22 protein-coding genes and 1 pseudogene are annotated in these 23881 nt (G+C 64.2%); 11 read left to right on the forward strand and 12 right to left on the reverse strand.

Annotation, left to right across the window (positions count from 1 at the left end; genetic code table 11):
* Positions 1-22: 22 nt before the first annotated feature.
* The 3 genes from KPL76_RS05170 to KPL76_RS05180 all read left to right on the forward strand — a co-directional run bounded on the left by KPL76_RS05170 (position 23) and on the right by KPL76_RS05180 (position 2834).
* Positions 23-1963, forward strand: coding sequence for a DUF2207 domain-containing protein (locus KPL76_RS05170; protein WP_216335413.1), 1941 nt, complete (start codon positions 23-25; stop codon positions 1961-1963).
* Between the two features lie 77 nt (positions 1964-2040).
* Positions 2041-2526, forward strand: a complete 486-nt coding sequence (locus tag KPL76_RS05175; RefSeq protein WP_216335414.1) for a nucleotidyltransferase family protein — start codon at positions 2041-2043, stop codon at positions 2524-2526.
* Complete coding sequence (locus tag KPL76_RS05180; RefSeq protein WP_216335415.1) at positions 2523-2834, forward strand: DUF86 domain-containing protein; 312 nt, start codon at positions 2523-2525, stop codon at positions 2832-2834. Before KPL76_RS05175 ends, KPL76_RS05180 begins: the two co-directional genes overlap by 4 nt.
* Before the next feature lie 14 nt (positions 2835-2848).
* Here KPL76_RS05180 and KPL76_RS05185 read toward each other — a convergent pair whose 3' ends face one another.
* Entirely contained in the window at positions 2849-3649 is an 801-nt protein-coding gene (locus tag KPL76_RS05185) for an HAD-IIA family hydrolase (protein ID WP_216335416.1), read from the reverse strand.
* Between the two features lie 151 nt (positions 3650-3800).
* Positions 3801-4139, reverse strand: a complete 339-nt coding sequence (locus KPL76_RS05190; protein WP_216335417.1) for a hypothetical protein — start codon at positions 4137-4139, stop codon at positions 3801-3803.
* A gap of 110 nt (positions 4140-4249) precedes the next feature.
* Here KPL76_RS05190 and KPL76_RS05195 point away from each other — a divergent pair, with 110 nt between their 5' ends.
* The gene (locus KPL76_RS05195) at positions 4250-4990 is read left to right on the forward strand and encodes a metal-dependent transcriptional regulator (protein ID WP_216335418.1); all 741 of its coding nucleotides are present in this window, start codon (positions 4250-4252) and stop codon (positions 4988-4990) included.
* A gap of 18 nt (positions 4991-5008) precedes the next feature.
* Here KPL76_RS05195 and KPL76_RS05200 read toward each other — a convergent pair whose 3' ends face one another.
* A complete protein-coding gene (locus tag KPL76_RS05200; RefSeq protein ID WP_216335419.1) occupies positions 5009-6349 on the reverse strand; it encodes an Nramp family divalent metal transporter in 1341 nt (446 codons plus the stop codon).
* A 124-nt stretch (positions 6350-6473) separates the two neighbouring features.
* Between KPL76_RS05200 and KPL76_RS05205 the strand changes: the two genes are divergently transcribed.
* From KPL76_RS05205 to KPL76_RS05230, 6 genes are all read left to right on the forward strand, one after another.
* Positions 6474-7112 (forward strand): TrmH family RNA methyltransferase, encoded by a 639-nt coding sequence (locus KPL76_RS05205; protein WP_253202189.1) that lies wholly within the window; start codon positions 6474-6476, stop codon positions 7110-7112.
* An 85-nt stretch (positions 7113-7197) separates the two neighbouring features.
* The gene (locus KPL76_RS05210; RefSeq protein WP_216335421.1) at positions 7198-7536 is read left to right on the forward strand and encodes a multidrug efflux SMR transporter; all 339 of its coding nucleotides are present in this window, start codon (positions 7198-7200) and stop codon (positions 7534-7536) included.
* Complete coding sequence (locus KPL76_RS05215) at positions 7536-7721, forward strand: hypothetical protein (RefSeq protein ID WP_216335422.1); 186 nt, start codon at positions 7536-7538, stop codon at positions 7719-7721. Before KPL76_RS05210 ends, KPL76_RS05215 begins: the two co-directional genes overlap by 1 nt.
* Positions 7722-7763: 42 nt before the next feature.
* A complete protein-coding gene (locus tag KPL76_RS05220; RefSeq protein ID WP_216335423.1) occupies positions 7764-8792 on the forward strand; it encodes an ABC transporter ATP-binding protein in 1029 nt (342 codons plus the stop codon).
* A complete protein-coding gene (locus tag KPL76_RS05225) occupies positions 8789-9577 on the forward strand; it encodes an ABC transporter permease (RefSeq protein WP_253202190.1) in 789 nt (262 codons plus the stop codon). Before KPL76_RS05220 ends, KPL76_RS05225 begins: the two co-directional genes overlap by 4 nt.
* A gap of 190 nt (positions 9578-9767) precedes the next feature.
* On the forward strand, positions 9768-10823 hold the full coding sequence (locus KPL76_RS05230) for an ABC transporter substrate-binding protein (RefSeq protein ID WP_253202191.1): 1056 nt from the start codon (positions 9768-9770) through the stop codon (positions 10821-10823).
* A gap of 88 nt (positions 10824-10911) precedes the next feature.
* Here the strand turns inward: KPL76_RS05230 and KPL76_RS05235 are convergent, their stop codons facing one another.
* The 6 genes and pseudogenes from KPL76_RS05235 to KPL76_RS05260 form a co-directional block, all read right to left on the reverse strand.
* Complete coding sequence (locus KPL76_RS05235; RefSeq protein ID WP_216335425.1) at positions 10912-11958, reverse strand: LacI family DNA-binding transcriptional regulator; 1047 nt, start codon at positions 11956-11958, stop codon at positions 10912-10914.
* Between the two features lie 39 nt (positions 11959-11997).
* Entirely contained in the window at positions 11998-13536 is a 1539-nt protein-coding gene (locus KPL76_RS05240; protein WP_216335426.1) for a sugar ABC transporter ATP-binding protein, read from the reverse strand.
* A 94-nt stretch (positions 13537-13630) separates the two neighbouring features.
* Complete coding sequence (yjfF, locus tag KPL76_RS05245) at positions 13631-14650, reverse strand: galactofuranose ABC transporter, permease protein YjfF (protein ID WP_216335427.1); 1020 nt, start codon at positions 14648-14650, stop codon at positions 13631-13633.
* Positions 14647-15693, reverse strand: a complete 1047-nt coding sequence (locus KPL76_RS05250) for an ABC transporter permease (protein ID WP_216335428.1) — start codon at positions 15691-15693, stop codon at positions 14647-14649. Before KPL76_RS05250 ends, yjfF begins: the two co-directional genes overlap by 4 nt.
* Positions 15690-17213 (reverse strand): sugar ABC transporter ATP-binding protein, encoded by a 1524-nt coding sequence (locus KPL76_RS05255; protein ID WP_216335429.1) that lies wholly within the window; start codon positions 17211-17213, stop codon positions 15690-15692. Before KPL76_RS05255 ends, KPL76_RS05250 begins: the two co-directional genes overlap by 4 nt.
* A gap of 72 nt (positions 17214-17285) precedes the next feature.
* A pseudogene (locus KPL76_RS05260) lies at positions 17286-18269 on the reverse strand (ABC transporter substrate-binding protein).
* Between the two features lie 202 nt (positions 18270-18471).
* Here KPL76_RS05260 and KPL76_RS05265 point away from each other — a divergent pair.
* Positions 18472-20151, forward strand: coding sequence for a molybdopterin-dependent oxidoreductase (locus KPL76_RS05265; protein ID WP_216335430.1), 1680 nt, complete (start codon positions 18472-18474; stop codon positions 20149-20151).
* Positions 20152-20190: 39 nt separating this feature from the next.
* Here the strand turns inward: KPL76_RS05265 and KPL76_RS05270 are convergent, their stop codons facing one another.
* From KPL76_RS05270 to KPL76_RS05280, 3 genes are read right to left on the reverse strand one after another with little or no spacing between them, the layout of a single operon-like run.
* Positions 20191-22254 carry a YhgE/Pip domain-containing protein gene (locus KPL76_RS05270; protein WP_216335431.1) on the reverse strand — a complete coding sequence of 688 codons (2064 nt, stop codon included), beginning with the start codon at positions 22252-22254 and terminating at the stop codon, positions 20191-20193.
* Positions 22251-23126, reverse strand: coding sequence for a hypothetical protein (locus KPL76_RS05275; RefSeq protein WP_216335432.1), 876 nt, complete (start codon positions 23124-23126; stop codon positions 22251-22253). The genes KPL76_RS05270 and KPL76_RS05275 overlap by 4 nt, the downstream gene beginning before the upstream one ends.
* Positions 23123-23773 (reverse strand): TetR/AcrR family transcriptional regulator, encoded by a 651-nt coding sequence (locus KPL76_RS05280; RefSeq protein WP_216335433.1) that lies wholly within the window; start codon positions 23771-23773, stop codon positions 23123-23125. The genes KPL76_RS05275 and KPL76_RS05280 overlap by 4 nt, the downstream gene beginning before the upstream one ends.
* Positions 23774-23881 lie beyond the last annotated feature (108 nt).

Here is a 23881-nt window from a genome sequence, read left to right on the forward strand (position 1 = left end):
TGCTCGCGGGAAGGGTCTGCCGATGAAGGTTCCACGAGGCATGCGGGGCTTGCGGGTAGCGGCTTCGACCATCGGTGTTGTCGCACTGATCGTTCTTCTCGGCGCGTCTGCGGCTGCGACGGCTTCGGTGTCGTCGACCGGAACCTCTGCCTCTGCCCGAGCCGGAGTCGCAGCGGCCGACGGCCCAGCCGTGAGTGCCGTGCGCGGCGACGTCAACGACTTCACCTTCAACAGCTTCGCCGGCGACTACACGCTCGGCCGCGACTCCGCCGGGCATGCGACTTTGACGACCGTCGAGACCCTGGATGCCCAGTTCCCCACTTCGAACCAGAACCACGGCATTCTGCGCGCCATCCCGCTCAAATACGACGGACACCCCACCGATGTGAGCATCGTGTCGGTGACCGATGGTTCTGGGGCCAAGCGCTCCTACTCGACCGACACCCAAAACGGCCTGCTGCTGCTCACGATTGCGGCTCCGGACTATGTGCACGGCTCGCAGGTCTACGTGATCACCTATACCCAGAACAACGTGGTTCAGTACTTCGCTGACACGAATGACCAGGAGTTCTACTGGGACACCAACGGCACAGCCTGGAAGCAGCCGTTCGGCAGCGTTACGGCGACCGTGCACATCGCCTCAGATCTCACGTCGGCATTGAACGGCAAGACCTCCTGCTACGTGGGGGCGCAAGGGTCGTCCCAGACCTGCGACATCAGCGCAGCCGCCGATTCGACCACGAATCCAGCGGTAGACGGCACCGCCTTCCAGGCATCCGCGTCGAACCTGGGCGCGGGCGAAAACCTGACCGTCGCGATCGGTTTCGCCCCGACCACGTTCACCCTGCGCGACAATTCATTCTTCGCCTCGGGTGCGGCCATCGCCGAACTCATCTTCGCGTTACTGGCTGTTCTGGTGGCGGTCGGGGCGATCATCCTGCGCCTGACCGTGCTGCGGGATGCGCCGGGTCGGCCGACGATCATCGCCGAGTACACCGTGCCGAAGGGTGTGAACCTGCCGATGGCCTCCGTTGTCAGCAAGACGACCAAGCGCGCCCCTGCTGCGTCATTCGTCAGCCTCGCTGTGAGGCACAACATCCAGATCGTCGAGCAGGAGAAGGAGAGCTCCGGGCTGTTCGGCGGCAGCGGCAAGACGTACTGGCTGCGCCTGGCGAGTGTGGAGGGGCTGGATGCCACCGAACTCGACCTTGCGAGGCTGCTGTTCGGGGATGAACTGCAGATCGGTGCCTGGAAGCAGATCGAGAAGCAGGACACGGCTCTCAGCAAAGGCATCTACGGGCTGATGCAGTCGACGCGCAAGGGCGCGATCACCGAAGGGTACATTCGCGGGGGCACCAACCTCATCAGTTCGCTGTTTGCTCTCGCGGTCATCCTGTTTGGAGTGCTGGCATTCTTCACGGGTACGGCGGCGATGAATGACGACTTCGGCGGCGCTCTTCCCTTGGGCCTGCTCGTGGTCTGCGGTCTTTCGCTGGTGGTGGTCTTCACGGCGGCGTTCAAGAAGCCGCTCACCGCGAAGGGTTCGGAGTTGCGCGACTACATCCAGGGCGTCGAGCTGTACATCCGTCTGGCTGAGAAAGACCGCTTCGCCATGCTGCAGACCCCAGAAGGCGCGCTCAAGACACAGGTCAACGCGCCCGACTGGGGCCAGGTCGTGAAGATCTACGAGAAGCTGCTGCCGTACGCGGTGCTGCTGGGTCTCGAAGACGAGTGGGCGAAGGTGCTTGGCACCTACTACGAGAGCCTGGGCTCGCAACCCGACTGGTACTCGGGCAATTCCGGGGTATTCAATGCTGTGCTCTTCGCCTCGGCGATCAACTCGTGGTCGAGCGTCGTCGACTCGAGTCTCGCCGCAAGCACGTCGAGCAGTTCGAGCGGCGGCTCCGGTGGGGGCGGCTTCTCGGGGGGCGGCGGTGGTGGCGGTGGAGGCGGCGGGGTCTAGCGACACTTCCACCTGATGATGCACTCTCGGGTCGTATTCGAGTGCGCAGGTCCACGTGACTTGATAGCATTTGCTATATGAGTGAAAAAACGATGATCGAGCGGTTGCGAGCGGATGCTCGACAGGCTCTTGAGCTTCACGAGCGGTCGCGCAGCCTTCTCGTGGCTGCCGTTCGCGCTGGCGTCTCGGCTGGGCTCTCGCAGCGAGATATCGCTGCCGCGATCGGTCGCAGTCAGCCGGAGGTTTCGCGCCTGCTCCGTTTTCACGGTACATCAGAGCTCGGCCGACGCTTGAGCGCGAATCGCAAGAAGATTATCGATATCACCGCAGCGCAGGGACTTCGCAACGTCCGCGTCTTCGGCAGCGTGGCGCGCGGAACAGACACCGCGGCATCAGATGTCGATCTTCTCGTGGATATACCAGACGGCATCGGCCTGTTCGCTCTTTCGCGTCTTGAGAATGACATCGCCCAGATCATCGGGGCAGACGTTGATCTCATTCCTGCGCGGAGCCTTCGCAATAACCTCGCTGGCCAAGTTCTTCGCGAGGCGATTCCGCTGTGAGCAGATCAGACGCAGAGCTGGTCAGTGACGCTCTCGACCACATCGAGGCACTCAAGCGGCACGTCGCCCGTTCGGATGTGGGGGACGAAATTGTGGCCGATGCGGTGAGTCTGCGATTGGCATCGGCAATCGAGTCAGTCTCGCAGACCAGCGCCACATTCCGAGAAGAGACCTTTGGAGATGACTGGAAGGTCATCTGGGCCACCCGAAACCGCATAGCCCACGGTTACGCGCACGTCGACATTCAGCTCATCATCGACACAGTAGCGAACGATCTCCCAGAATTTGAACGCAAACTGAGGCGCTGAATCGCTCTGACGTGTCAGATCTCGTCGGACTCGACCGGGTCGGGCGAGAGCAGTTCGAAGACGCCCTTCAGGATCTCGTCGGGCCGGAAGGGGTACTTGTCGATCTCGGCCTGGTCGCTGATGCCGGTGAGAACCAGGATGGTGTGCAGCCCCGCCTCGATGCCGGCGACGACATCGGTGTCCATGCGGTCGCCGATCATCCCAGTGTTCTCGGAGTGTGCGCCGATCTTGTTGAGCGCTGAGCGGAACATCATGGGGTTGGGTTTGCCGACGACGTAGGGCTCTTTGCCGCACGCCTTGGTGATCAGCGCAGCGACCGCCCCCGTCGCGGGCAGCGGGCCTTCGGTGCTCGGGCCGGTGGCATCGGGGTTCGTCACGATGAAGCGCGCGCCCGCGGAGATGAGGCGGATGGCCCGGGTGATCGCCTCGAACGAGTAGTTGCGCGTCTCGCCGACGACCACGTAGTCAGGGTTCGTGTCGGTGAGGATGAATCCTGCCTCATGCAGGGCGGTCGTGATGCCCGCCTCGCCGATCACGAAAGCAGAGCCTCCGGGCTTCTGGGACTTGAGAAAGGCGGCCGTGGCAAGTGCCGACGTCCAGATGGACTCTTCGGGCACCTCGAGCCCCGATGCAAGCAGTCTTGCGCTCAGGTCACGGGGCGTGAACATCGAGTTGTTGGTCAGCACGAGGTACGGCTTGCCCTCGTCGCGCCATTGCTGCAACAGAGCGGCGGCACCGGGAAGGGCTTGGTTCTCATGGACGAGCACGCCGTCCATGTCAGTCAGCCAGCATTCGATTTCGTCACGACGGGACATGGCGCTCCTTAAGGTGCTCACATGCGGCTGCTCTCGAGACCAGCTGGTCACCGGCAGGCACTCACCACAAGGGTACTGCGAGTCGCCTGAACGTTGTCGTGAAGGCCACTGTGGGGTGCGCGTCACTCTGACCGCAGGCGTCCTTCACGGGTCACCGTGGACGAAGCGCGGTCCCTGTACCGATTTGGATGGGGACGACGGCGACTTCGGTCGTGGGCGTGATGAGCAGGAGCTCTACTCCCCGGCTGTGGAGGAGCGGCACGAGTTCAGACTCGCCGCGGTCGACAATTCGCTGGGCGCGCCTGCGGAAGATCTCCGTCATGACGGTGGTGGCGACGTAGTCATTGCCGTTGAAATGGATGGTGTGAGTCGGCGCGTCGGTCGCGCTCGCGACGGGCGCGGGCAGTTCGGAAGCGGTTGTTCCAGGCCCAGCGGGTATGGATGCGGGCTGCGTGGCCCGGAAGAGATGAGCAGTACGAGATGATGCCATGATCGAAAGTTTAGATTTGCTAACTAATTGTCGGCAGGGATTGAGATTTCACCCCGGTTGTGCCGAGCGCTTCCCCATTGCCGCCGGACTGCTCTTATTAGACTGACCGCATGCCGCTCTCGGACCTCACGAACGCCGCCCAGGACTACCTCAAGGTGATCTGGGCCGCCTCAGAGTGGCCCGGCGACGACACGGCCTCCAGAATCACAGTGAAGCACCTCGCGGAGCGCACAGGTGTGAGCACCGCCACCGTGTCCGATGGCATTCGAAAGCTCGCTGGGCTCGGCATGGTCGTCCACGAGCCCTACGGCAGCATCGAGCTCACCGACGAGGGCCGCGCGGTGGCCGTCGAGATGGTGCGCCGCCACCGGCTCGTCGAAACGTTTCTCGTCGAGGTGCTCGACTACTCGTGGGACGAGGTTCACGACGAGGCAGAGGTGCTGGAGCACGCTGTGTCGAACACCATGATCTCCCGTATGGACAGGGCGCTCGGGTTTCCGTCGCGCGATCCGCACGGTGACCCGATCCCCTCGGCAGAGGGCGTCTCACGCCCAGCCGAAGCCGTTCGGCTCGACGCCCTGCGGCAGGGTGCGTTTCGGTTGGGCGACGCCGTGCCCGGGCCGCCACTCGTCGTTCTGCGCATCTCTGATGCCGACCCGATCGTGCTCCGATCGCTCGGCGAAGCCGGTCTGGCTCTGGATGCCCGGCTCAGCGTCTGCGAGCCCCGAACCGATGCCGGAGCCGAACCCGAACCCGAGCCCGTCGGGGTGTGCGTGCGATTGGAGTCCACCGAGGCGTGCGTCAGGCTGAGCCGGAGCGAGGTTGACGCCGTGTGGGTGACCCGGGCTTAGCCGCGGCGCAGTCCCGTCCTAGCCGCCAGAGCCCCCGGCGCCACTGATCGTCAGCACGATGAGGGCGACATTCAGCGCGACGATGAGGGCGGCGACGACCCAGCAGGCGATGCGCAGGGGGAGCCGGTCGGCGAAGGGGCCCATGAGCATCCGGTCGCCCGTCAGGCGCACCAGAGGAATGAGCGCGAACGGGATGCCGAGGCTCAGGAAGACCTGCGAGAGCACGAGTGCCCAGGTGGGGTTCACGCCGAGGCCGAGGATGAGCAGCGCGGGGATGAGGGTGATGACCCGGCGCACCAGGAGCGGAATGCGAAACTTCAGAAGACCCGCCATGATCGTCGCTCCGGCGTAGGAGCCGACCGACGTTGAGGCAAGGCCAGCGGCCAGGAGCCCGACCGCGAAGATCACGCCGATGACCGGGCCGAGGGCGGCGATGATGGCGGCGTGTGCGCCGGCGATCGTGTCGGTGCCCGAGACGCCGCCCAGGTTCGCTGCGGCGGTGAGGAGCATGGCGATGTTGACGGCACCGGCGAGCAGAAGGGCCGCTGCGACATCCCAGCGGGTCACGACGAGAAGGCGACGGATGGCCGAGAATTCGCCCGTCGATGGCGTGAACGGCTTCGGCGTGAAGGCCTGGGGGGTGAACTTCTTCGATCGCGAGCGATACGAGTCGAGCGAGGGCCCGTGACGGTCGCGGGCGAGAGAGGAGTGCAGGTAGATCGCGTGCGGCATGACGGTGGCCCCGAGCATCCCGGCCGCGAGCAGAACGGTGTCGGGCCCGGCGAAGTGCGGCACGAGGCCCGCGGCAGCCTGGCCCCAGTGCACGGGGCTGACGAAAAGGCCGGCGAGAAAACCGAACGCGATGATGGCCAGCAGCGTCACGATGACGGTCTCGAAGGGGCGCTGCCCCTGGCGCGACTGCACCGCGAGAATCGTCATCGAGATCACGCCCACGATGAGACCGCCGAGCAGCAGCGGCAGCCCGAAGAGCAGTTGCAGGGCGATTGCCCCGCCGATGACCTCGGCCAGGTCGGTCGCCGCTGCCACGAGTTCGGCCTGGACCCAGAAGGCACGCCGGCTGCCTGTGCGCATGCGACGCCCGAGGATCTCTGGCAGGCTCTCGCCGGTGACGATGCCGAGTTTGGCCGACTGGTACTGAATGAGCATGGCCATGCCGTTCGCCGCAGCGAGCACCCAGACGAGAAGGTAGCCGTAGCGCGCGCCCGCAGTGAGGTTTGCCGCCACATTGCCCGGGTCGACGTACGCGATGGCGGCGACGAAGGCCGGGCCGAGCAGAAAGATGATGCGCGTCGGGCGCACAGAAGCGGGTCGATCTCGCTCCTTGGTCGCCTGGGCCATGCTTCATGGTAGCAATCATCGGCGAAAATGTTAGATGCGTCTAACATTTGTACACGCTGGGTTGCGAAGCGAGTGGATGACCGGCAATTGTCTGAGCGCGAGCGTCACCGGCTATCTTGGTGGAGTGTCAGATGCCAAAGCGAACCCCTCGGTCGAACTCACGACCAACGGCGTCGGCCCCTGGCAGGGCGAGCATCCTGTCGACGCGCACTACGACCCCGAGCTGCTCGAACGCGGAGACTCGCGTAACGTCATCGACCGGTACCGCTACTGGTCGATGGCCGCGATCGTCGCCGACCTCGATGAGCACCGGCATCCGTTCCATGTTGCCATCGAGAACTGGCAGCACGACATGAACATCGGGTCGATCGTGCGCAGTGCCAACGCCTTCGGCGCCGACACCGTGCACGTGATCGGGCGCAAGCGCTGGAACCGGCGCGGTGCGATGGTGACCGACCGGTACCAGCACATCATGCACCACGACACCGTCGCCGACTTCGTGGCCTGGGCGGCGAACGATGAGCTGCAGATCATCGCGATCGACAACGTTCCGGGCAGCGTGATCATCGAGACCTTCGCGTTCCCCGAGCGCTGCGTCTTGCTCTTCGGGCAGGAAGGTCCGGGCTTGTCTGAGGCGGCGATCGCGTCGGCCGGCTCCATCGTCGAGATCAGCCAGTTCGGGTCGACCCGCTCGATGAACGCGTCGGCCGCTGCGGCAGTCGCCATGCACGCCTGGGTTCTGCAGCACGTCTCATTCGGTTGAGCCGGCCAAAGAGCGCAGCCGGGCACAGGGCAGAGTCACAGCACAGGGCAGAGTCAGGGCACAGAGCAGAGGGGTGGGCTGAACGATGGGGTACGTCTTTCTCGCGCTCGCAATCGCCTCGGAGGTCGTCGCCACGACCTTCCTGAAGTTCACCTCCGGCGAAGGAGTCACGCTCGCCAACCGTTGGTGGGCGTACGCGATCGTGGTGGTCGGTTATGTCGCGTCATTTGTGCTGCTCAGCCTCACGCTTTCGCGCGGGGTGCCGCTCGGCATCGCCTACGCGGTGTGGGCCGGTGTCGGAGTGGTCGTCGTGACCATCGTGAGCTGGCTCATCTTCAAGGAGTTTCTCAGCTGGGTGCAGATCGCCGGCATCGTTCTGGTGATTGGCGGCGTGCTGCTTCTCGAGCTGGGGGCCAAGCGCTGATGGCTGCCGCGGGCGTCGGCCCCGGGCATCCCAACCGCCAGCGCTCTGTCGCACTGCGGGCACCATTCTCACCAGCGCTTGCGTTTCTCGTGATCGGCCTGCTCGCCCTGGTCTCGACCGTCGAGGCGCTGCGGCTCACGCGCTCCGCAGGTGACGGCATCCGCCCGGTGCGCCTACCCGCCTGAGCCATCAGGGGAAACACCCACTCTGCGACCTCTTATAGTCGAATGGTGCGCGAATCGGCTTCTGGTGACCTGGGTACGGCTACGGCCGCCGAGTTGCTCGTCGAGGGAGCCTCGAAGAGCTATGGGCGCTCAGAGACGAACAGGCGCGGCGCCTCCGAGCGCAGGATCGCCCTGGGAGCCATCGATCTGCGGGTGCAACGCGGCCGGTTCGTGAGCGTGATCGGCCCGAGTGGGTGCGGCAAATCGACGTTGCTGCGCATGATCGCTGGCCTCGAGCATCCGGATGCCGGTGCGGTGAGCATCTTCGGCAGCACACCGGCCGAAGCGTCTGAGGCGAAGCGAATCGCGTTCATGCCGCAGGTGCCGGCTCTGCTGCCCTGGCTGTCGGTGCTCGAAAACGTGAAGATCGTCGACCGGGTCAACCGGCGGGCGAACCGGCGAATGGATGCCCTGCGGCGCGGGCCCGAATCTACAGGTGGCCCAGCTGGGCACGGCGCTGGTGTCGGTGTCGCGCTCGCCCCCGAGGCGGATCCCGTCGCGCTGCTCACAGAGCTCGGGCTCGGCGACTCGCTGAAACTCCTGCCGGGCGAGCTCTCGGGCGGAATGCAGCAGCGGGTGGCGATTGCGCGAGCCTTCGCGACACAGGGTGACGTGCTGCTGATGGACGAACCGTTCTCGGCCCTCGACGAGTTCACGCGCGAATCAACGCAGGACCAGCTGCTGAAGCTGTGGGAGGAATGGCGCACGACAGTGGTATTCGTGACGCACTCGGTGACCGAGGCCGTGGTGCTCTCGGACGAGGTCGTCGTGATGGCGGGGGGCCGCGGCGAGCCCGGGCGGATCGCTGCGATCGTGCCGATCGAGCTGCCTCGCCCTCGTCGGCGCGGGCTGCTCGAAGCGGCCGCGGTGCATGAGTACGAAGACCGGATCCGTGCGGAGCTGCAGGCTGCACGGCGTTCTCCGGGAAGCCCGGGCGGCCCTCGCGAATCACGTGCGCCGCTGCCCCCGAATCTGACGCCAGGCCAGTCGTCAGACGATTCTGCTGTGCCACCGCCCGGGAGCGCAGAGTGAGCCGCCGCCGGGCGCGCTCGCGGTGGTCGCCCGGTTTCTGGCTGCCGACTGTGGTCGCCGTCGGCGTCACTGCAGTGGTGTGGGAGCTGGTTGCGATCGGCAATCCGTACCTTCTGCCTCGGCTCGGTCTCGTGGGCCAGCAGCTCATCACCAACACCGGGTACTACCTCGACAACGCGTGGGTTACGCTCTCCGAAGCGCTCGTCGGGCTCGCCATCGGGTTCGCTGCCGCCCTGGTCGTGGCAGTACTGGTGACCGAGTCGGGCATCCTGCGGCGGGCGATCATGCCCCTTGCGGTGATCCTCAACGTCATGCCCGTCGTCGCGATCGCGCCGGCGCTGGTCGTCGCCTTCGGGTTCGGGCCAGCACCGAAGCTCATCGTCACCGCGCTGATCACGTTCTTTCCGATGCTGATGAACCTCATAACCGGCCTGAATTCGGTGTCACCTCCGATTCTGCAGGTCTTCTCCACGCTGCACGCCTCGAGGCTCGAGGTGCTTGGCCGCCTGCGATTGCCCGGCAGCCTCCCCTATGTCTTCGCGGGGCTTCGCGTCGTGTTCCCGCTCTCGCTGGTGGGCGCGGTTGTTGCCGAATTCATCGCCCCGGGGGCCTCGAAGGGGCTCGGAACAGTGATCAGCGTCGCCTCGGCCAACTCGAAACTGGCTGTCGTCTACGCGGCCATCGTCTGTCTTGCGATAATGGGAGCCCTGCTGCTTCTCGGGGTCACCCTTCTCGAGAAGCGCGTGCTGCGGTGGCACGAGTCCCAACAGCCGCGACAGCGCTGACGCGCCACACCCGGCATCACGAGCAGCGTCAACACCCAGGCCCAGCCGTACCCCACGCATCACGACTGAACGCGCTCTTCCCTCCCGCATTCTGTCCTTCCCACCCGCGCTACCCGAGCCCGAGGACCCGATGAATCACCGACTCTCTTCACCCCGACTGCGCACACGCATACTCGCAGTCTCTGCACTCGTGGCATCGGCCGCGCTGGCACTGAGTGGATGCTCGGGGTCGGCCTCGGCCCCGGCAACCCCCGCCGCGTCCGCAGGCAGCGCTATCTCGGCTGAACGGTGTGCGGCGAACAAGGCGGCCGGCCCCATCACGTACATCACCGGCTACCAGTACCAGGCTTCGGCGAGCATCCTCGATGTTCTCGCTGCGAAGCAGCTCGGGTACTACGACGCACTGTGCCTCGACGTGACGATCCAGCCCGGCACCGGAGACACGGCCGGCAATGCCCAGCTGGTCGCGGCCGGAACGGCGACGTTCACCGACCTGGGTGGCGACGCCGACCTGCTTCGGGCTCGCGAGAACGGCGTCGACGTGACGGGAATCGCGACCTACGGGCAGGTGCCGATCGCGACCCTCATGACGATGCCGACGGTCACCGACCTGAAGCAGCTCAACGGCACGACCCTCGGGCAGAAGGGGCAGTTGCCGCCCGAGATCCAGACGATGCTGGTGGATGCTGGCGCCGACCTTGCGAGCATCACGCAGGTGGTCGTGGGCTACGACCCGAGCATCCTGCCCCGGGGCCAGGTGCAGTCGCTGACCGGGTACAAGTCGAACGAACCCCTGACTCTGAAGGCGCAGGGCACTGAGGTGAAGACGTGGAACCCCGAGGACTACGGGATCCCGGGAACATTCGGCACGGTGGCGGCGAACCCGGCGTTCATCAAGGCCAATGCGGGTACGACTGAAGACTTTCTTCGGGCGTCGTTCCACGCCTACGACTACTGCCTGACGAACGCGGCGGAGTGCGTCGGCTTCGCGGCGGCCCTCTCGGGTGCAGGGTACGACACCGACCACAATGTGCAGGTCTGGAACACCGAGACGGCGCTGGTCTCGGGCGCTCAACCGGCCGGCACGCCCCTCGGCTCGCTGAACGCCGACCTACTGGCAAAAGAGAGTGCGTTTCTCGTGAAGGGTGGGGTGCTCACGGCGGCTCCGGACCTCACCGCGGCGACTGACCCGTCGTTCCTCGCGGCGATCTACACCGGTACGAATCTGGTCTGGCCCGCGCCGTAGAACGATCCTCTGGCGTCGACCTTCGTGACTCGACGAAGCGCTCGACGCTATGGGGTCGCGCGTTGTCCCTGACCGGTTGACTCCGGGCTCAGGCCCGCCGAAACTTGCTGTCGCGCACCGACTCGATCTCTGCAGTGGACTCTCGAACAATGAGAACGGCGGGAATGTGATCTTCTCGATGCAGCTCGGTGTCGGTCAGGGATTTCAGCAACTTGCTCATGGTGAGGTGCCCGAGGGCGGCGAAGTCCTGCCGAACCGTCGTGAGCGGCGGCCGGTAGTGACCGGATTCCGGTATATCGTCGAACCCAACGACACTGACATCTTCCGGTACGCGGCGGCCGCGATCGGTCAGGGCATGAATGAGGCCAAGCGCCATTTGATCGTTGGCGACGAAATAGGCTGTCGATTCCGAGCTCGCATCCGCGCTGCGGCCGATTTCGTAGCCGCTCTGGGCGGTCCAGTCGCCGAGATGGGGCTCACGCGCGACCAGGGAGTGCTGTGCCAGCTCGAAACGCCATCCGCGAAGGCGCTCCTGGGCATCCGGGGAATCGAGCGGCCCCGAAATGTGCGCGATCTCCCGATGACCGAGTTCGATGAGATGGCGCACTGCTTGTCGTGCCCCGTTGTACTGATCGATTGAAACGGCGTCTCGCCCTGCGGGTGCGCTGGAATCGACTGTTATCAGCGGGGCACCGATCTCGATCTCATAGACGGCATCAAGAATGCTTCGAGAATTCGAGATCAGCACGATCGCCTCGACGTTCTGACGAAGCAGCGAATCGATTGCGTCGCGAACTCCCCCCCGGGTCGCAGTGAGAATGCTGACCATCAAAACCGAATATCGAGCCTCTTGCGCCGCTTCATTGAAATGCAGGGCTGTGGATGCCGGGCCGTAGTCCGCGGCACCAGTAGTGATCACACCAACGATTCGAGACCGTCGAGTGACCATGGCGCGAGCAGCGGGGGACGGCGCATAGCCCAGTTGCTTGACGGCTTCTTCAACCTTCAATCGTGTGGCGGGCCTCACATTCGGAAGGTCGTTCATGACTCGAGAGACGGTCTGGTGTGAGACGCCCGCCAGGCGCGCAACATCGAAGATGTTCGCTGCGCGCGCTCTGTCTCTGTGTTCGGTCACCTGTGCCGCTTCATGAATTCATGGGAGTGCTACTCCCAATTATGCCGACGCGGAGTCGGCGCCGCGGCCGTAGGCGATGACCGCAAGCAGGCGCTCCTCCGAGAGATCATCGTTGGGCAGCACAACTTCGAGCTTTTTGTCTCGCATGACAGCGATTCGATCGCTGACGCGCACGAGCTCAGCAAACTCGGCCGAGATAAAGATCACAGCCATGCCGTTGGACGCCAGCTCGGCAATGAGTCTTTGAATCGCTGCCTTGGTTGCCATATCGACTCCCCGAGTCGGCTCATCGAGTACCAAGAGGCGCGGAGCGAGGGCAAGCCATCGTGCGAGCAACACTTTCTGCTGATTGCCGCCGGAGAGAGTCTTGACGAGTGCCTCAGGGTTGGCGGGACGTATTCCGAGTGAAGTGATGTAGCTGGCCACCAGCTCCGCACGATGATCTTTCGGGAGTCGGTGCATCCAGCCGCGCTCGGCCTGAAGGGCCAGCAGAATGTTTTCGGCGATCGAGAAGTCGCCGATGATCCCCTCGCGCGCGCGATTGTCTGACGAGTAGGCAATGCCAGCCGACAGCGCTGTCGCAGGTGATCGAAGCGGAATCGCCTGGTTGTCGATCTCGATGTGCCCGACGTCGCTCCGCTCGACTCCGGCCAGTAGCCGGGCGAGTTCTGACCGGCCTGAACCGAGCAGCCCTGCGACACCGACGATCTCACCCTCATCGATGTCGAGGTCGAAGGGCTGGATCAGGCCGGCTTGCCCAACGTGCCTGGCTTTGAGGAACGGCCCGCTCGATCGCGTGCTCTCGCACAGTTCCTCTTCTTCGGCCGGTTCATTGACGCGCAAGGCCCTTCGTGTGCCGACCATTTTTTCGACAGCTTCGATACGCAGAATGTCATCGGTGAGGTACTCACCGATCGAGTGACCGTCTCTCAGGATCGTGAGGCGATCAGAGACCTCGTAGACCTGATCGAGAAAGTGGGAAATGAAGAGAATCGCCACGCCGCTGTCTTTGAGCGATCGCAGCACTCGAAACAGCTCGGAGACCTCTTCCTGGTCGAGGCTAGAGGTCGGTTCGTCAAGAATCAGGATCTGGGCCCGTGCCGCCAGAGCTCGCGCGATCGACACGAGTTGCTGTTCGGCAAGTGAGTACGAGCCGAGTGATGCGCGCGGGTCGAGGTCGAGCCCGAGCTCATCGAGGGCCTTCTCTGCGTCATCGCGCATCCACTTCCAGTTGATGCCGAAGCGCCCGTGCCGTTCACGACCCAGCATGATGTTCTCTGCGACGCTGAGGTTGGGCAAGAGGTCGGTCTCTTGATACACGGTCTGAATTCCATGCAGCTGCGCGTCGGCCGGCGAGGAGAATTTCGCGGAGATCCCTCTGATGGATATCTGCCCGGAACTGGGAGAGTGAACGCCCGTCAGCGCCTTCACCAATGTCGATTTGCCGGCACCGTTCTCGCCGATGAGCGAGTGAATTTCACCAGAGAACATTCGGAACGAGACGGCATCGAGCGCGCGGACGCCACCGAAGTCAACGGAGACATCGCGCATTTCGACGACCGGTTCAGCTCTGAACATCGACTCACTCACTTCGCCCACCACAGCTCTTCGGTGGCGTGACGTGGTCCAACACTATAACGGCACGCCCAGGCTGGACCGGCGGAACGGGGGCTTATCTTTTTCGTCTCGAAACCAGGAGTCGCTGCAGCACGACGAAGATCAGGAGCAAGGAGCCGACCACGATCTTCGTCCACCATGAATCCACTCCGATGTAGGTGATGCTGATCTCAATGAGTCCATAGACCATGACGCCCAACAATGAACCGATGACGTAACCGCTGCCGCCGGTGAGAATGGTGCCCCCGATCACAACTGCTGCGATCGCGTCGAGTTCCATTCCGAGACCGGTAAGGCTGTAGCCCGAGCCGGTGTAGGCGGCGAAGATGAGACCTGCGACGCCCGCGCACGTTCCACTGATGACGTAGACAGCGATTCGGGTTCGTGCCACCCGCAGGCCCATCAGTTTTGCGGACTGTTCATTCCCGCCGATTGCGTAAACACTGCGACCGAAGCGCGTGTACTGCAGCACCCACACCGAAATCGCGACGGTGAGCAGAGCGATGATCACTGTCGGCGTCACGAACCAGCCGCCTCCGAGCGGCAGACGGGTGCGTTCCAGCCAGGTGATCGCGGGGTCGGTGATGGGGATGGATTGCAGGCTCACAACATACGCCAATCCGCGGGCAAGGAACATTGCGGCGAGGGAGGCGATGAATGGTTGGATCTCGAAGACCTGCACCAGAACCCCGACAAGCGCACCGATCACGCTGCCGCTCAGCACGATAGCGGGAATGACCACGAGTGCGGGCCATCCCGTCTGAAGGAGCTCAGCCCCGAAGATCCCGCTGAAGGCGACCACGGCGCCGACGGAGAGGTCGATGCCCCCCGTGAGGATGACGTAGGTCATGCCCACGGCGAGAACGATCAGGTAGGCGTTATCGAGAAACAGCGATGAGATGAGCCGGGGAGTGAAGAAGTTTCCGAACAGTGCCTGCCCGACGACGAACATCGCCAGCAGAATGGCCGAGGTCGCCAGGACCGGGAGCCAGGCAGAGAGCCTCAGCTGCCATCGCGGCGTGCGACGGGTGTGCTTCGAGACCGGTTGCAGGTCGAGAAGAGGTGCGGCGGTCATGCGGTGGCGCTCACTTTCCGAGGCTCGGAGGACACGGGTGTCGGGGTCATTCGTTGTCGCCTCGAGAAGAATTCCCGCGCCCGATTGGACTGCACGAGGCAGACGACGATCACGACGATGGCCTTGAACAGCGGGGTGACGGCCGGCGGTACACCGAGGAATGTCACGGTCGCCGTCAGGGTCTGGATGATCAGCACACCGATGACGGTGCCCGAAAGGGTGAACTTGCCCCCTGCCAGGGATGTTCCGCCGATGACCACAGCAAGAATGGCGTCGACTTCGACGTTCAACCCGGCATTGTTGGCGTCGGCCGCCATGATGTTCGAGCTGTAGATGATGCCCGCGGCGCCAGCCAACAAACCGCTGATGCCGTATACGATCCAGATGATTCCGCGCGACTTGATGCCAGCGAGGCGGGATGCTGTCGGATTGATTCCGACCGCCTCGAGCAGCACGCCGAAGGCGGTTCTTCGAACGAGCACCGCGGCGATGATGATCGCACAGAGCGAGATGTAGAACGCCACGGGAAGGCCGAAGACGTAACCTGAGGCGATGAAGGCGTACGGGGCGCTCGTGATCGTGGTGATCTGGCCCTGTGTGATGAGCATGGCGATGCCGCGTCCGGCCAGCATCAACACCAGCGTTGCGATGATGGGCTGGATCCCGACCACAGAGACAAGGAAGCCGTTCCACAGGCCGAGGATGAGTGAGACGCCGACGCCGAGCGCGATGCCGATGGCGACGGTGGCCAGCGATTCGGGCGCACCTGAATTTGCGATGAAATTCAGCGACATTGCCCCGGAGATAGCGATGATCGCTCCGACCGAGAGATCGATGCCCCGCGTTGCGATGACGAGCGTCATGCCGATTCCGACCAGCATCAGAGGGGCGCTGTTTCGAAGAATGTCGATCAACGATCCGTAGAGTTCACCGTCGTTCACCGTGATGCTCAGAAAGCTGGGACGACTGATCGTATTGATGACGATCAGGGCGAACAGTGCCACGATCGGCCAGAACAAACGGTGTTTCACAAGCGATTTCATTGCTCACCGCCATTGGCGATGAGCGCGACGATGTCATCCACGTTGATGCCTTCCTCATTTTCAATCTCTGCGACTATTCTGTGGTCGCGAAGTACACAGATGCGGCGCGACAGACGCACGACCTCATCGAGCTCCGACGAGATGAAGAGCACGGCCATGCCGTCTTCTGCCAACTCGGTCACCAGCTTCTGGATCTCTGCCTTCGCACCGACGTCGATCCCTCGTGTCGGCTCGTCGAGGATGAGAACCTGCGGAGAGGTGGCGAGCCACCGCGCAAGCAGCACCTTCTGCTGGTTGCCGCCAGAGAGATTCTTGATCAGAGCGTCAGGGTTCGCCGGCCGGATGTTCAGCGCGGCGATGTAGGTGCTCGCGAGTTCATCCTGCGCCTGCCTGCTCATCGGGCGAGCCCAGCCCCGCTTTGCCTGAACGCCGAGAGCAATGTTCTCGCGAACGGTCAGATCGCCGACGATTCCTTCGGCACGGCGATCCTCAGACGAGAAGGCGATTCGTTCGTCGACAGAGTCGCGCGGATTGGAAAGCCGTACTTCGCGCCCGTTGACGAACGATTGCCCGGCATCAGCCCGGTCGGCGCCGTAGATGGTACGAGCGAGCTCCGTGCGGCCAGACCCCAGAAGCCCTGCCAGCCCGACGACCTCTCCGGCGAAAAGATCGAGATCGGCTGGCTCGACAGTGCCTTTGCGTGAGACCCCGGACACTTTCAGCACAGGCTCGGCCCCGGAGATGCGCGGTGCGTGCGCCACCCGCTCTCCAAGCGATTCGAGCTCAGTGAACTCGCGGCCCAGCATCTTCGAAATGAGCCCGATCTTGTCGAGCTCTGAGGGGAGGTACTCGCCGACGAGTTCCCCGTTGCGAAGTACCGTCAGGCGATCGGAGATTTCGTAGACCTGATCGAGAAAGTGTGAGACGAACAGGATTGCGACGCCTTCGGCCTTCAGTCCACGCATGACGTCGAAGAGCTTCGCGACTTCGGATTGGTCCAGGCTCGAGGTCGGCTCGTCGAGAATGAGAACGGAGCTGTTGAGCACCATTGCTCTGCTGATTGCGATGAGCTGCTGAACGGCCAGAGAGTGGTTCGACAGCAGCGACCGTGGGTCGACGTCAAGATTCAGGCGTTTCAAGTGCGTCGTTGCCGCATCGTGCGTCGCCGACCAGTTGATGCCCCAGAAGCCCCGAATCTCGTGCCCGAGCATCACATTCTCGCCGACCGAGAGGTTCGTGCAGAGGTTGACCTCTTGGTAGACGGTCGAAATGCCGGCTGCCTGGGCATCCGCCGTTCCAGAGAAGCTGCGCTCGATGCCGTGAGCAATGATCACCCCGGAATCAACCGCGTAGACGCCGGTCAATGCCTTGATGAGCGTGGATTTTCCGGCGCCGTTCTCTCCCATCAGCGAGTGCACCTCACCGGCGCGAAGGCTCAGCCCCACCCGTTGCAGCGCCTTCACACCTGGGAACTCGATGGAGACATCGCGGACTTCGACGACGATTTCGGAGGCGGTCATGATTTCCCTTCGTTAATGACTGAAGGGAGGGGGCGAGACTCTCACGAATCCCGCCTCCTCCTTGGGTGGTGCTCAGTACTGTCGCGTGGGAAGCGCGGCGGTTGCCTGTTCCTGGGTGAATGCCTGGTCGGCGGCAAGGTAGAGCTTGTCGACCTTCTGGCCGGCAACGACCTTCTTGACGATGTCTGCGACCTGGTCTCCCAGAAGTGGGTTGCACTCGACAACGTAGTTGAATTGACCACCCGAAAGTGCGGTCAATCCGTCTTTGGTGCCGTCGATGGTGACGATCTGGATGTCTTTTCCGGGTGTGAGTCCCGCGGCCTTGATGGCATCGAGAGCACCGAGGCCCATGTCATCGTTCTGTGCGAACAGGACGTTGATGGTCTTGCCGTACTTCTGAAGGAAGCCCTCCATCACGGTCTTGCCCTCAGCGCGGGTGAAGTTACCGGTCTACGAGTCGAGAACCTTCACGTCGCTGCCTGCGATGGCCTTGTTGAAACCCGTCGTCCGATCGTTCGCCGCAGAAGAACCTGTCGTTCCCTCCAGCACGACCAGGTTCGCACTCTTGCCGTTGAACGTGTCGGCGACCCATTTGCCAGCGGTCTCGCCCTCCTTCTCGAAGTCGTCGCCGACGCGCGTCGTGTAGAGGCTCGCATCGGAATCAACCGAACGGTCTTCGAGAATCACCGGGATGTTCGCATCTTTGGCTTCTTTGAGCACGTCGTCCCAGCCGGTCTCCACGACAGGTGCGAAAACGATTGCACCAACGCCCTGCGTGATGAAGCTCCGGATCGCGGCGATCTGGTTCTCCTGTTTCTGCTGTGCGTCAGAGAAAGTCAGCTTGAAGCCCTTCGAGTCTGCGAACGCGTCTTTGAGCGAGGTGGTGTTCGCCGAACGCCACCCACTCTCTGCTCCGACCTGCGAGAACCCCACCTTGATGGGCGACCCGTCTGCCGCACCCCCCGAGCTACTCGCACTTCCACCGCCACTTGCGCATCCGGTCAGCACCAATGCGACAGCACCCGTCAATGCGAGCACGCTGATCAATTTCTTCATTACCCAAACCTCCTTGTCTAGGGTGACAACTTCGTCACGTCTCTTTCAGCAATTGTGAACGCTAACAATTTTGATTGCAAGGTCTATTTGTAACAGATAGATCACAAGGAGCCTGAATTTCTTCGAGAAATGTGAACGCTAACGGTCCGAGAGTGAGTGAGGTCAAGGCTAAGCCACAGCACGAGGAGTTTAGGGTAATGCTATGAGACGCAATCTGCTGTCGGCCCGTACTCTGTGGGCAGCGCTCACAGGCATCGTTTCGGCAGCGGTGGTGCTCGCGACTGCTGAATTGGTGGCGCTGTTCGTCGGTGCAGAGAGTAGCCCGCTCTTCGCCGTCGGGGCGCTTGTGATCGACCTCGCCCCGCCAGGGGTCAAAGAGTTGACAATATCCCTGTTCGGCACGGGTGACAAAGCGGCACTGCTCGCCATTCTCGCCATCGTTGTGCTGATCGGCGCGGCAGTTTCCGGGCTGCTCGAGTACCGGAGGCCGCCGTGGGGCACCGTGGTTCTTGTGGTCTTCTCGGCGATCGGGGTCTTAGCGGTGACCACGAGATCTGGTTCTTCGGCACTCTTCGCGATTTCGACCGTCGTCGGTATGGTCGCCGGAGTCGTGGTTCTGAACACGCTGCAGCAACGGCTGCGCAGGTGGGAGAAGAGCGCGGCCGGGGTCGAACGCGCCGCTTCTGCGACGATCGGCGCGCGTGAACCTCGGTCAGAGAATTCTGGGGTCGAGACGTGGGCTGCCGAGGGATTGCCTACTGTTCGTGCCGAAGTCGTATCGCCGAGCATGCGCACGTCTGCTCCTGAGACTCTCGCGCGGCGACAGTTTCTGACCTTCCTCATCGTCGGTGCCGCAGCCTCTGCGGTGGTCGGGTTCGGTGCGCGCATGATGAATGCAGGGGCCGCGGCTGTTACAGCGGCACGGAACGCACTGACTCTTCCTGCTCCGGCCATTGCCGCTCCTCCGGCACCACCCGGGGCCGAACTCGGCATCACCGGCCTCAGCCCGGTCATCACGCCGGCCGCGAACTTCTATCGCATCGACACGGCCCTGCAGATTCCCCAGCTCGACCCCGACGCGTGGCGGCTGCGAGTGGTCGGCATGGTCGAGAACGAGGTCGAGATCTCGTTCGCCGAGCTTCTCGCCCTCCCCCTCGTTGAGAACGCCACGACCCTCACCTGCGTGTCGAATGAAGTGGGTGGCGACCTGATCGGCACGGCGATGTGGCTTGGCTACCCGATTCGCGACCTATTGGCCAGAGCCAAGCCGACCGCGGGGGCCGACATGGTGCTCTCCCGCAGCTCAGACGGGTTCACCGCCGGCACGCCGCTCGAGGTGCTTCAAGACGAGGGCCGGCAGTCGCTGCTGGCTGTGGGGATGAACGGCTCACCCCTGCCCGTCGAACACGGTTTTCCGGTGCGCATGGTCGTGCCCGGGCTCTACGGCTACGTTTCGGCGACCAAGTGGGTCGTCGAGATGAAGGTGACGACCTTCGCACAAGACATGGGGTACTGGACTCCGCGGGGCTGGTCGGCGCTCGGCCCGATCAAGACGGCCTCACGCATCGACACGCCGCGTTCCAACGCCGGGTTGGCCGCCGGAACGATCCCGATCGCGGGCGTCGCGTGGGCGCAGCACACCGGCATCGCAAAGGTCGAGGTGCAGATCGACAACGGCGAGTGGCAGCAGGCGACGCTCGCTGACGCTATCTCGGCCGATACCTGGCGCCAGTGGGTGCTGCAGTGGAATGCCACCGCAGGCGACCACGTGATCTCGGTGCGGGCGACCGACTCCTCTGGCTACACGCAGACGTCAGACCAGGCCCCGCCCGCGCCCGACGGCTCGTCGGGCTACCACACCATCCGCGTGACGATCCAGTAGCGTGCTCGATCCCGCGACTCCGGGGGGATGAGACCCGCGTCAGCCGATCAGCGACGGCCTCAGGTCCCTCAGCGTGCGCGACCGCGTGGCCTTGCCAGCGAGGTAGTACGTGAAGGCCAGGGCCCCGAGCATCCATGCCAGCAGTACGCCGGCGTCGTTCAGCGCGAGCATCAGGTCGCCGCCGTACATCAGCTGCCGGATGCCGTCGACCGCGTAGCTCATCGGCAGCGCGTGGTGCAGCGCCGCGAGCGGTCCGGGCAGGGTCTGCCAAGGGAACGTTCCGCCCGCCGTGACGAGCTGCAACACCATCAGCACGAGCCCGATGAACTGCCCCACGCTGCCGAGCCACACATTCAGGGCGAGGATGATCGCCACGAACGTCACCGAAGCAAGCACCATGAACAGCAGCATCAGTGCCGGGTTGACCACGGTGAACCCGAGCAGCACGGTGACGACGAAGAACACCGCAGCCATCTGGAGTGCGCCGAGGGCCGCCGGTGCCAGCCAGCCGGCGAGCGTGACACGCAGGGGAGCCTTGATCGCGGTGAGGGCGCGCTTCGACAGCGGCTTGATGATGAGGAACAGCGCGTAGATGCCGATCCATGCGGCCAGACTGATGAAGAACGGCGCCATGCCGGCTCCGTAGGTTGTCGCCTTCGTCACCGTGTCGGTGTCGACACGCGCGGGCGTCGCTATGGTCGCGGCGGCCTGCTGGCGCTGGGCGGCGCTGTAGTTCGGGATCTGCGCCAGGCCACTGACGAGGCCATCGTGCAGCTGGGTCGCGCCTGTGTTGAGCGATGCTGTCCCGGTGGCCAGCGTGGCGCTACCGTCGGCGAGCTGTTGCGTGCCGTCTTTGAGGGTTGCGGCACCGTCGGCGAGTTTCTGCGTGCCGTCGGCGAGCGAGGATGCGCCGTCGGCGACCTGTTGGGTGCCCGAGGCGACCTGGGCGGCACCGCTGGCCGCCGAAGAGATGCCTGCGGTGAGGGCCGGTGCAGCATCCGCCAGCTTCTGGGTGCCGGCCGCGACCTGCGAGGCTGCCCCCGAGAGCTGCGCGACCTGCCCGGTGGCCGTCTGCACCTTCGTGTTGCCCGAGGTGACCGCCGAGCCGAGGGTGTCGAGTTGTGCCAGAATCGCGGCCTGCTGGTCGGGGGTCAGGGTGCTGTTCTGCAGCTGCGAAACGATCTGCGCGCGCACGACAGGTACCTGGTCGGCCGCGCCCTGCGACGCCGTCGATGCAGTTGCCGCGAGGCTTGCGAGATGGGCATTGCCCGCTGCGACCTGCTGGGCGCCGGAGTTCAGAGCGGCCGTCTGTGCGGGCAGCGACGCGGCCTGGCTGTTGAGGGTTCCGAGTCCGCTCGCAAGTTTCTGCGCTCCGGCGTTGGTCTGGGCCGCACCGTCCGACAGGGTCGAGGCGCCAGAGGCGGCCGTTGCCGCGCCCGAGGCGAGGTCGGCGGCCCCCGAGTTCACCTGCGCGGCGCCGCTGGCGAGAGTGGATGCTCCGGCCTGCGCCTGCGCGGTGCCATCGACCAGTTTCGCCGAGCCGTCGACGGCCGTGCCGAGGTTGTCGTGAATGGTGGCGAACCCGTCGAGGAATTGCAGCGCAGCGGCCTGGCCGACCTGCTCAGAGATGCTGAGCCGCACCTTCTCGGCGACGGTGGCCGCGATCGAGCTGGCCAAGAAGCTGTTCGTGTCATTCGTGGTGAGCTGCACGACGGCCTGTTGGGGAGTAGCCGTGCCGGCCGAAACGAGCATCGTCGAGAAGTCGGGGCCGAGGGTCAGAACGAAGTCGTAGGTGCCGTCTTTGACACCGGATGCTGCCTGCTCTGCACTCGCATCGATCCAGTCGACTCCGCCATCCCTTATGAGCTGGTCGTGAACCTGCTGGCCGTAGTTGACCGGCTTGTCGTTCAGCGTGGCGCCAGTGTCTTCGATGACCAGTGCGACGGGAATGTTCTTGATGTTGCCGTAGGGGTCGCTGTTCGCCCACAGGTAGAGGCCTGCGTAGATGACGGGAACGAGCATGAGGGCGACCAGCGCCAGGCGGGCGAGCCCGGATGCAGTGAGTCTTCGGAACTCGGTCTTCGCGAGGGTGAGGATCTTCATGCGCGTTCTTTCGGGTCTGGCAGTGGTGCAAGCGGGGGTCGTGTGGCGGTATCGCCGGTGGCCGGAAGTGATCCAGCGTTCGAGGGCTCTGAGACGACGAGCGTGTCCGGTCCGGCCGTGGCCGGAGTGGGAGCTGCGGTCGGGTGCATCGAGCTGGCTGAAGAGTGGCTGGCGATGACGGTGGACTCCAATTCGGCGGCGCGCCGGGCGGACTCTGCGGCCGCTTCGAGCGCAGCCGCCTCACGTCGAGCGATCTCGGCCTGCCTGTCGGCCTCGAATTGGCCGCTCACCTCGCTCAGCACATCGGCTGAAGCCTGGTTCACGATCACGAGTATGGCCAGGTCGCGTCGGGCGAGGTCGACGGCGACCGCCCACCACTCGAACGGGTCGCCACCGTGGCGGTCGGGCGAGGTGAGAACCAGCCCGCGAATACCCGGCCGCGAGGCGGCGAGCTCAGCGAGCACGCGCAGCCGCACGACGACAGGCACGTTCTGCAGCCGCCAGCTCGCGTATTCTGCCGCGTCCAGCGCGGCCAGTGCGTCGAGGGCGGCTCGGCGGCCCGTGGGGAGCGAGGCGAACATCAACTCCTCCTCCACAACGCTCGCGAAGGTCAGGTCGTGTACGTGCTCGCTCACATCGGGGGCGTCCACGACCGCAGTGATCGCGCGCAGGATGGCTGGGTCGGGCTGGCCGTCGAGAACGATGGTTCCAGCATCCGGCGCCATGCGGCCAGCAGCCAGCAGCGACAGGACGGTCGGCCGTTGATAGGTCTCGACGACGGCGAGCGTGATGCCTCCCGACTCGTAGGCGAGCGATGTCGTGCCGAGATTCTGGCCCCCGCCCATCGAAACTGCGTTCAGGATGACCTTCATGTCGTGTGCTCCAGAAGTAGTAGTTCGGGGTTTACCGCGATCACTGCTGTCGCCTCGCTCGCTGAGAGCCCGGCGACGCCGAGGCCGGTGAGCATGACCAGTCGGTGGCCTTCGCTCTTCGACAGGTCGCTGCGAACCGCTTCGTCGAGCACCGAGAGAGCCGCGCCTTCGATCAGTCGGGAGAGAGTGTCTGGCGCGATGTCTGCCCGGAGTTCAGCCGAGGCGATGCCTCGCTCGACGATTTCGAGGAGTCGCTGGCGAACCGGCTCGAGGGTGGCTGCGAAGGCTTTGCGCTGGGGGCCGCGGACCGCGAGCTGGGCCATCACGCGCACGCTCTCGACCTCCGACCAGAGCCGGGCGCCGATGAGGGCGATGGCGACGCGGGAATCGGTGTGCGAGACCTCAGAGAGGGCGGCGATCACGCGCTGGCTGCCTCGTTGCTGCAGTTCGGCGATGAGGTCGTCACGGGTGGCGAAGTGGCCGTAGACGGCGCGCCGGGAAAGCCCGGCACCCGCGGCGATCGCTTCGAGTGAAGCGTCTGGGTCGCGGTTCAGCAGCGCCCGCGCGGAGTCGAGGAGCGCTGCACGGTTCTCGGCGGCGTCACGCCGGGGAGCCCGGGCGCGTGTCACGGGCGGGTAAATGGTCATGGATCGATTGTAATAACTTGCACACGGCTGTGCAAGTTATATCGGGCGGAAGATCAAACCATCGAGTGCGGGTGCTGTATCGGACGGGTCGTCGGCCGGTGTGGTGCT

Origin of the sequence: Subtercola sp. PAMC28395 (assembly GCF_018889995.1) — a bacterium.
Classification (GTDB): domain Bacteria; phylum Actinomycetota; class Actinomycetes; order Actinomycetales; family Microbacteriaceae; genus Subtercola.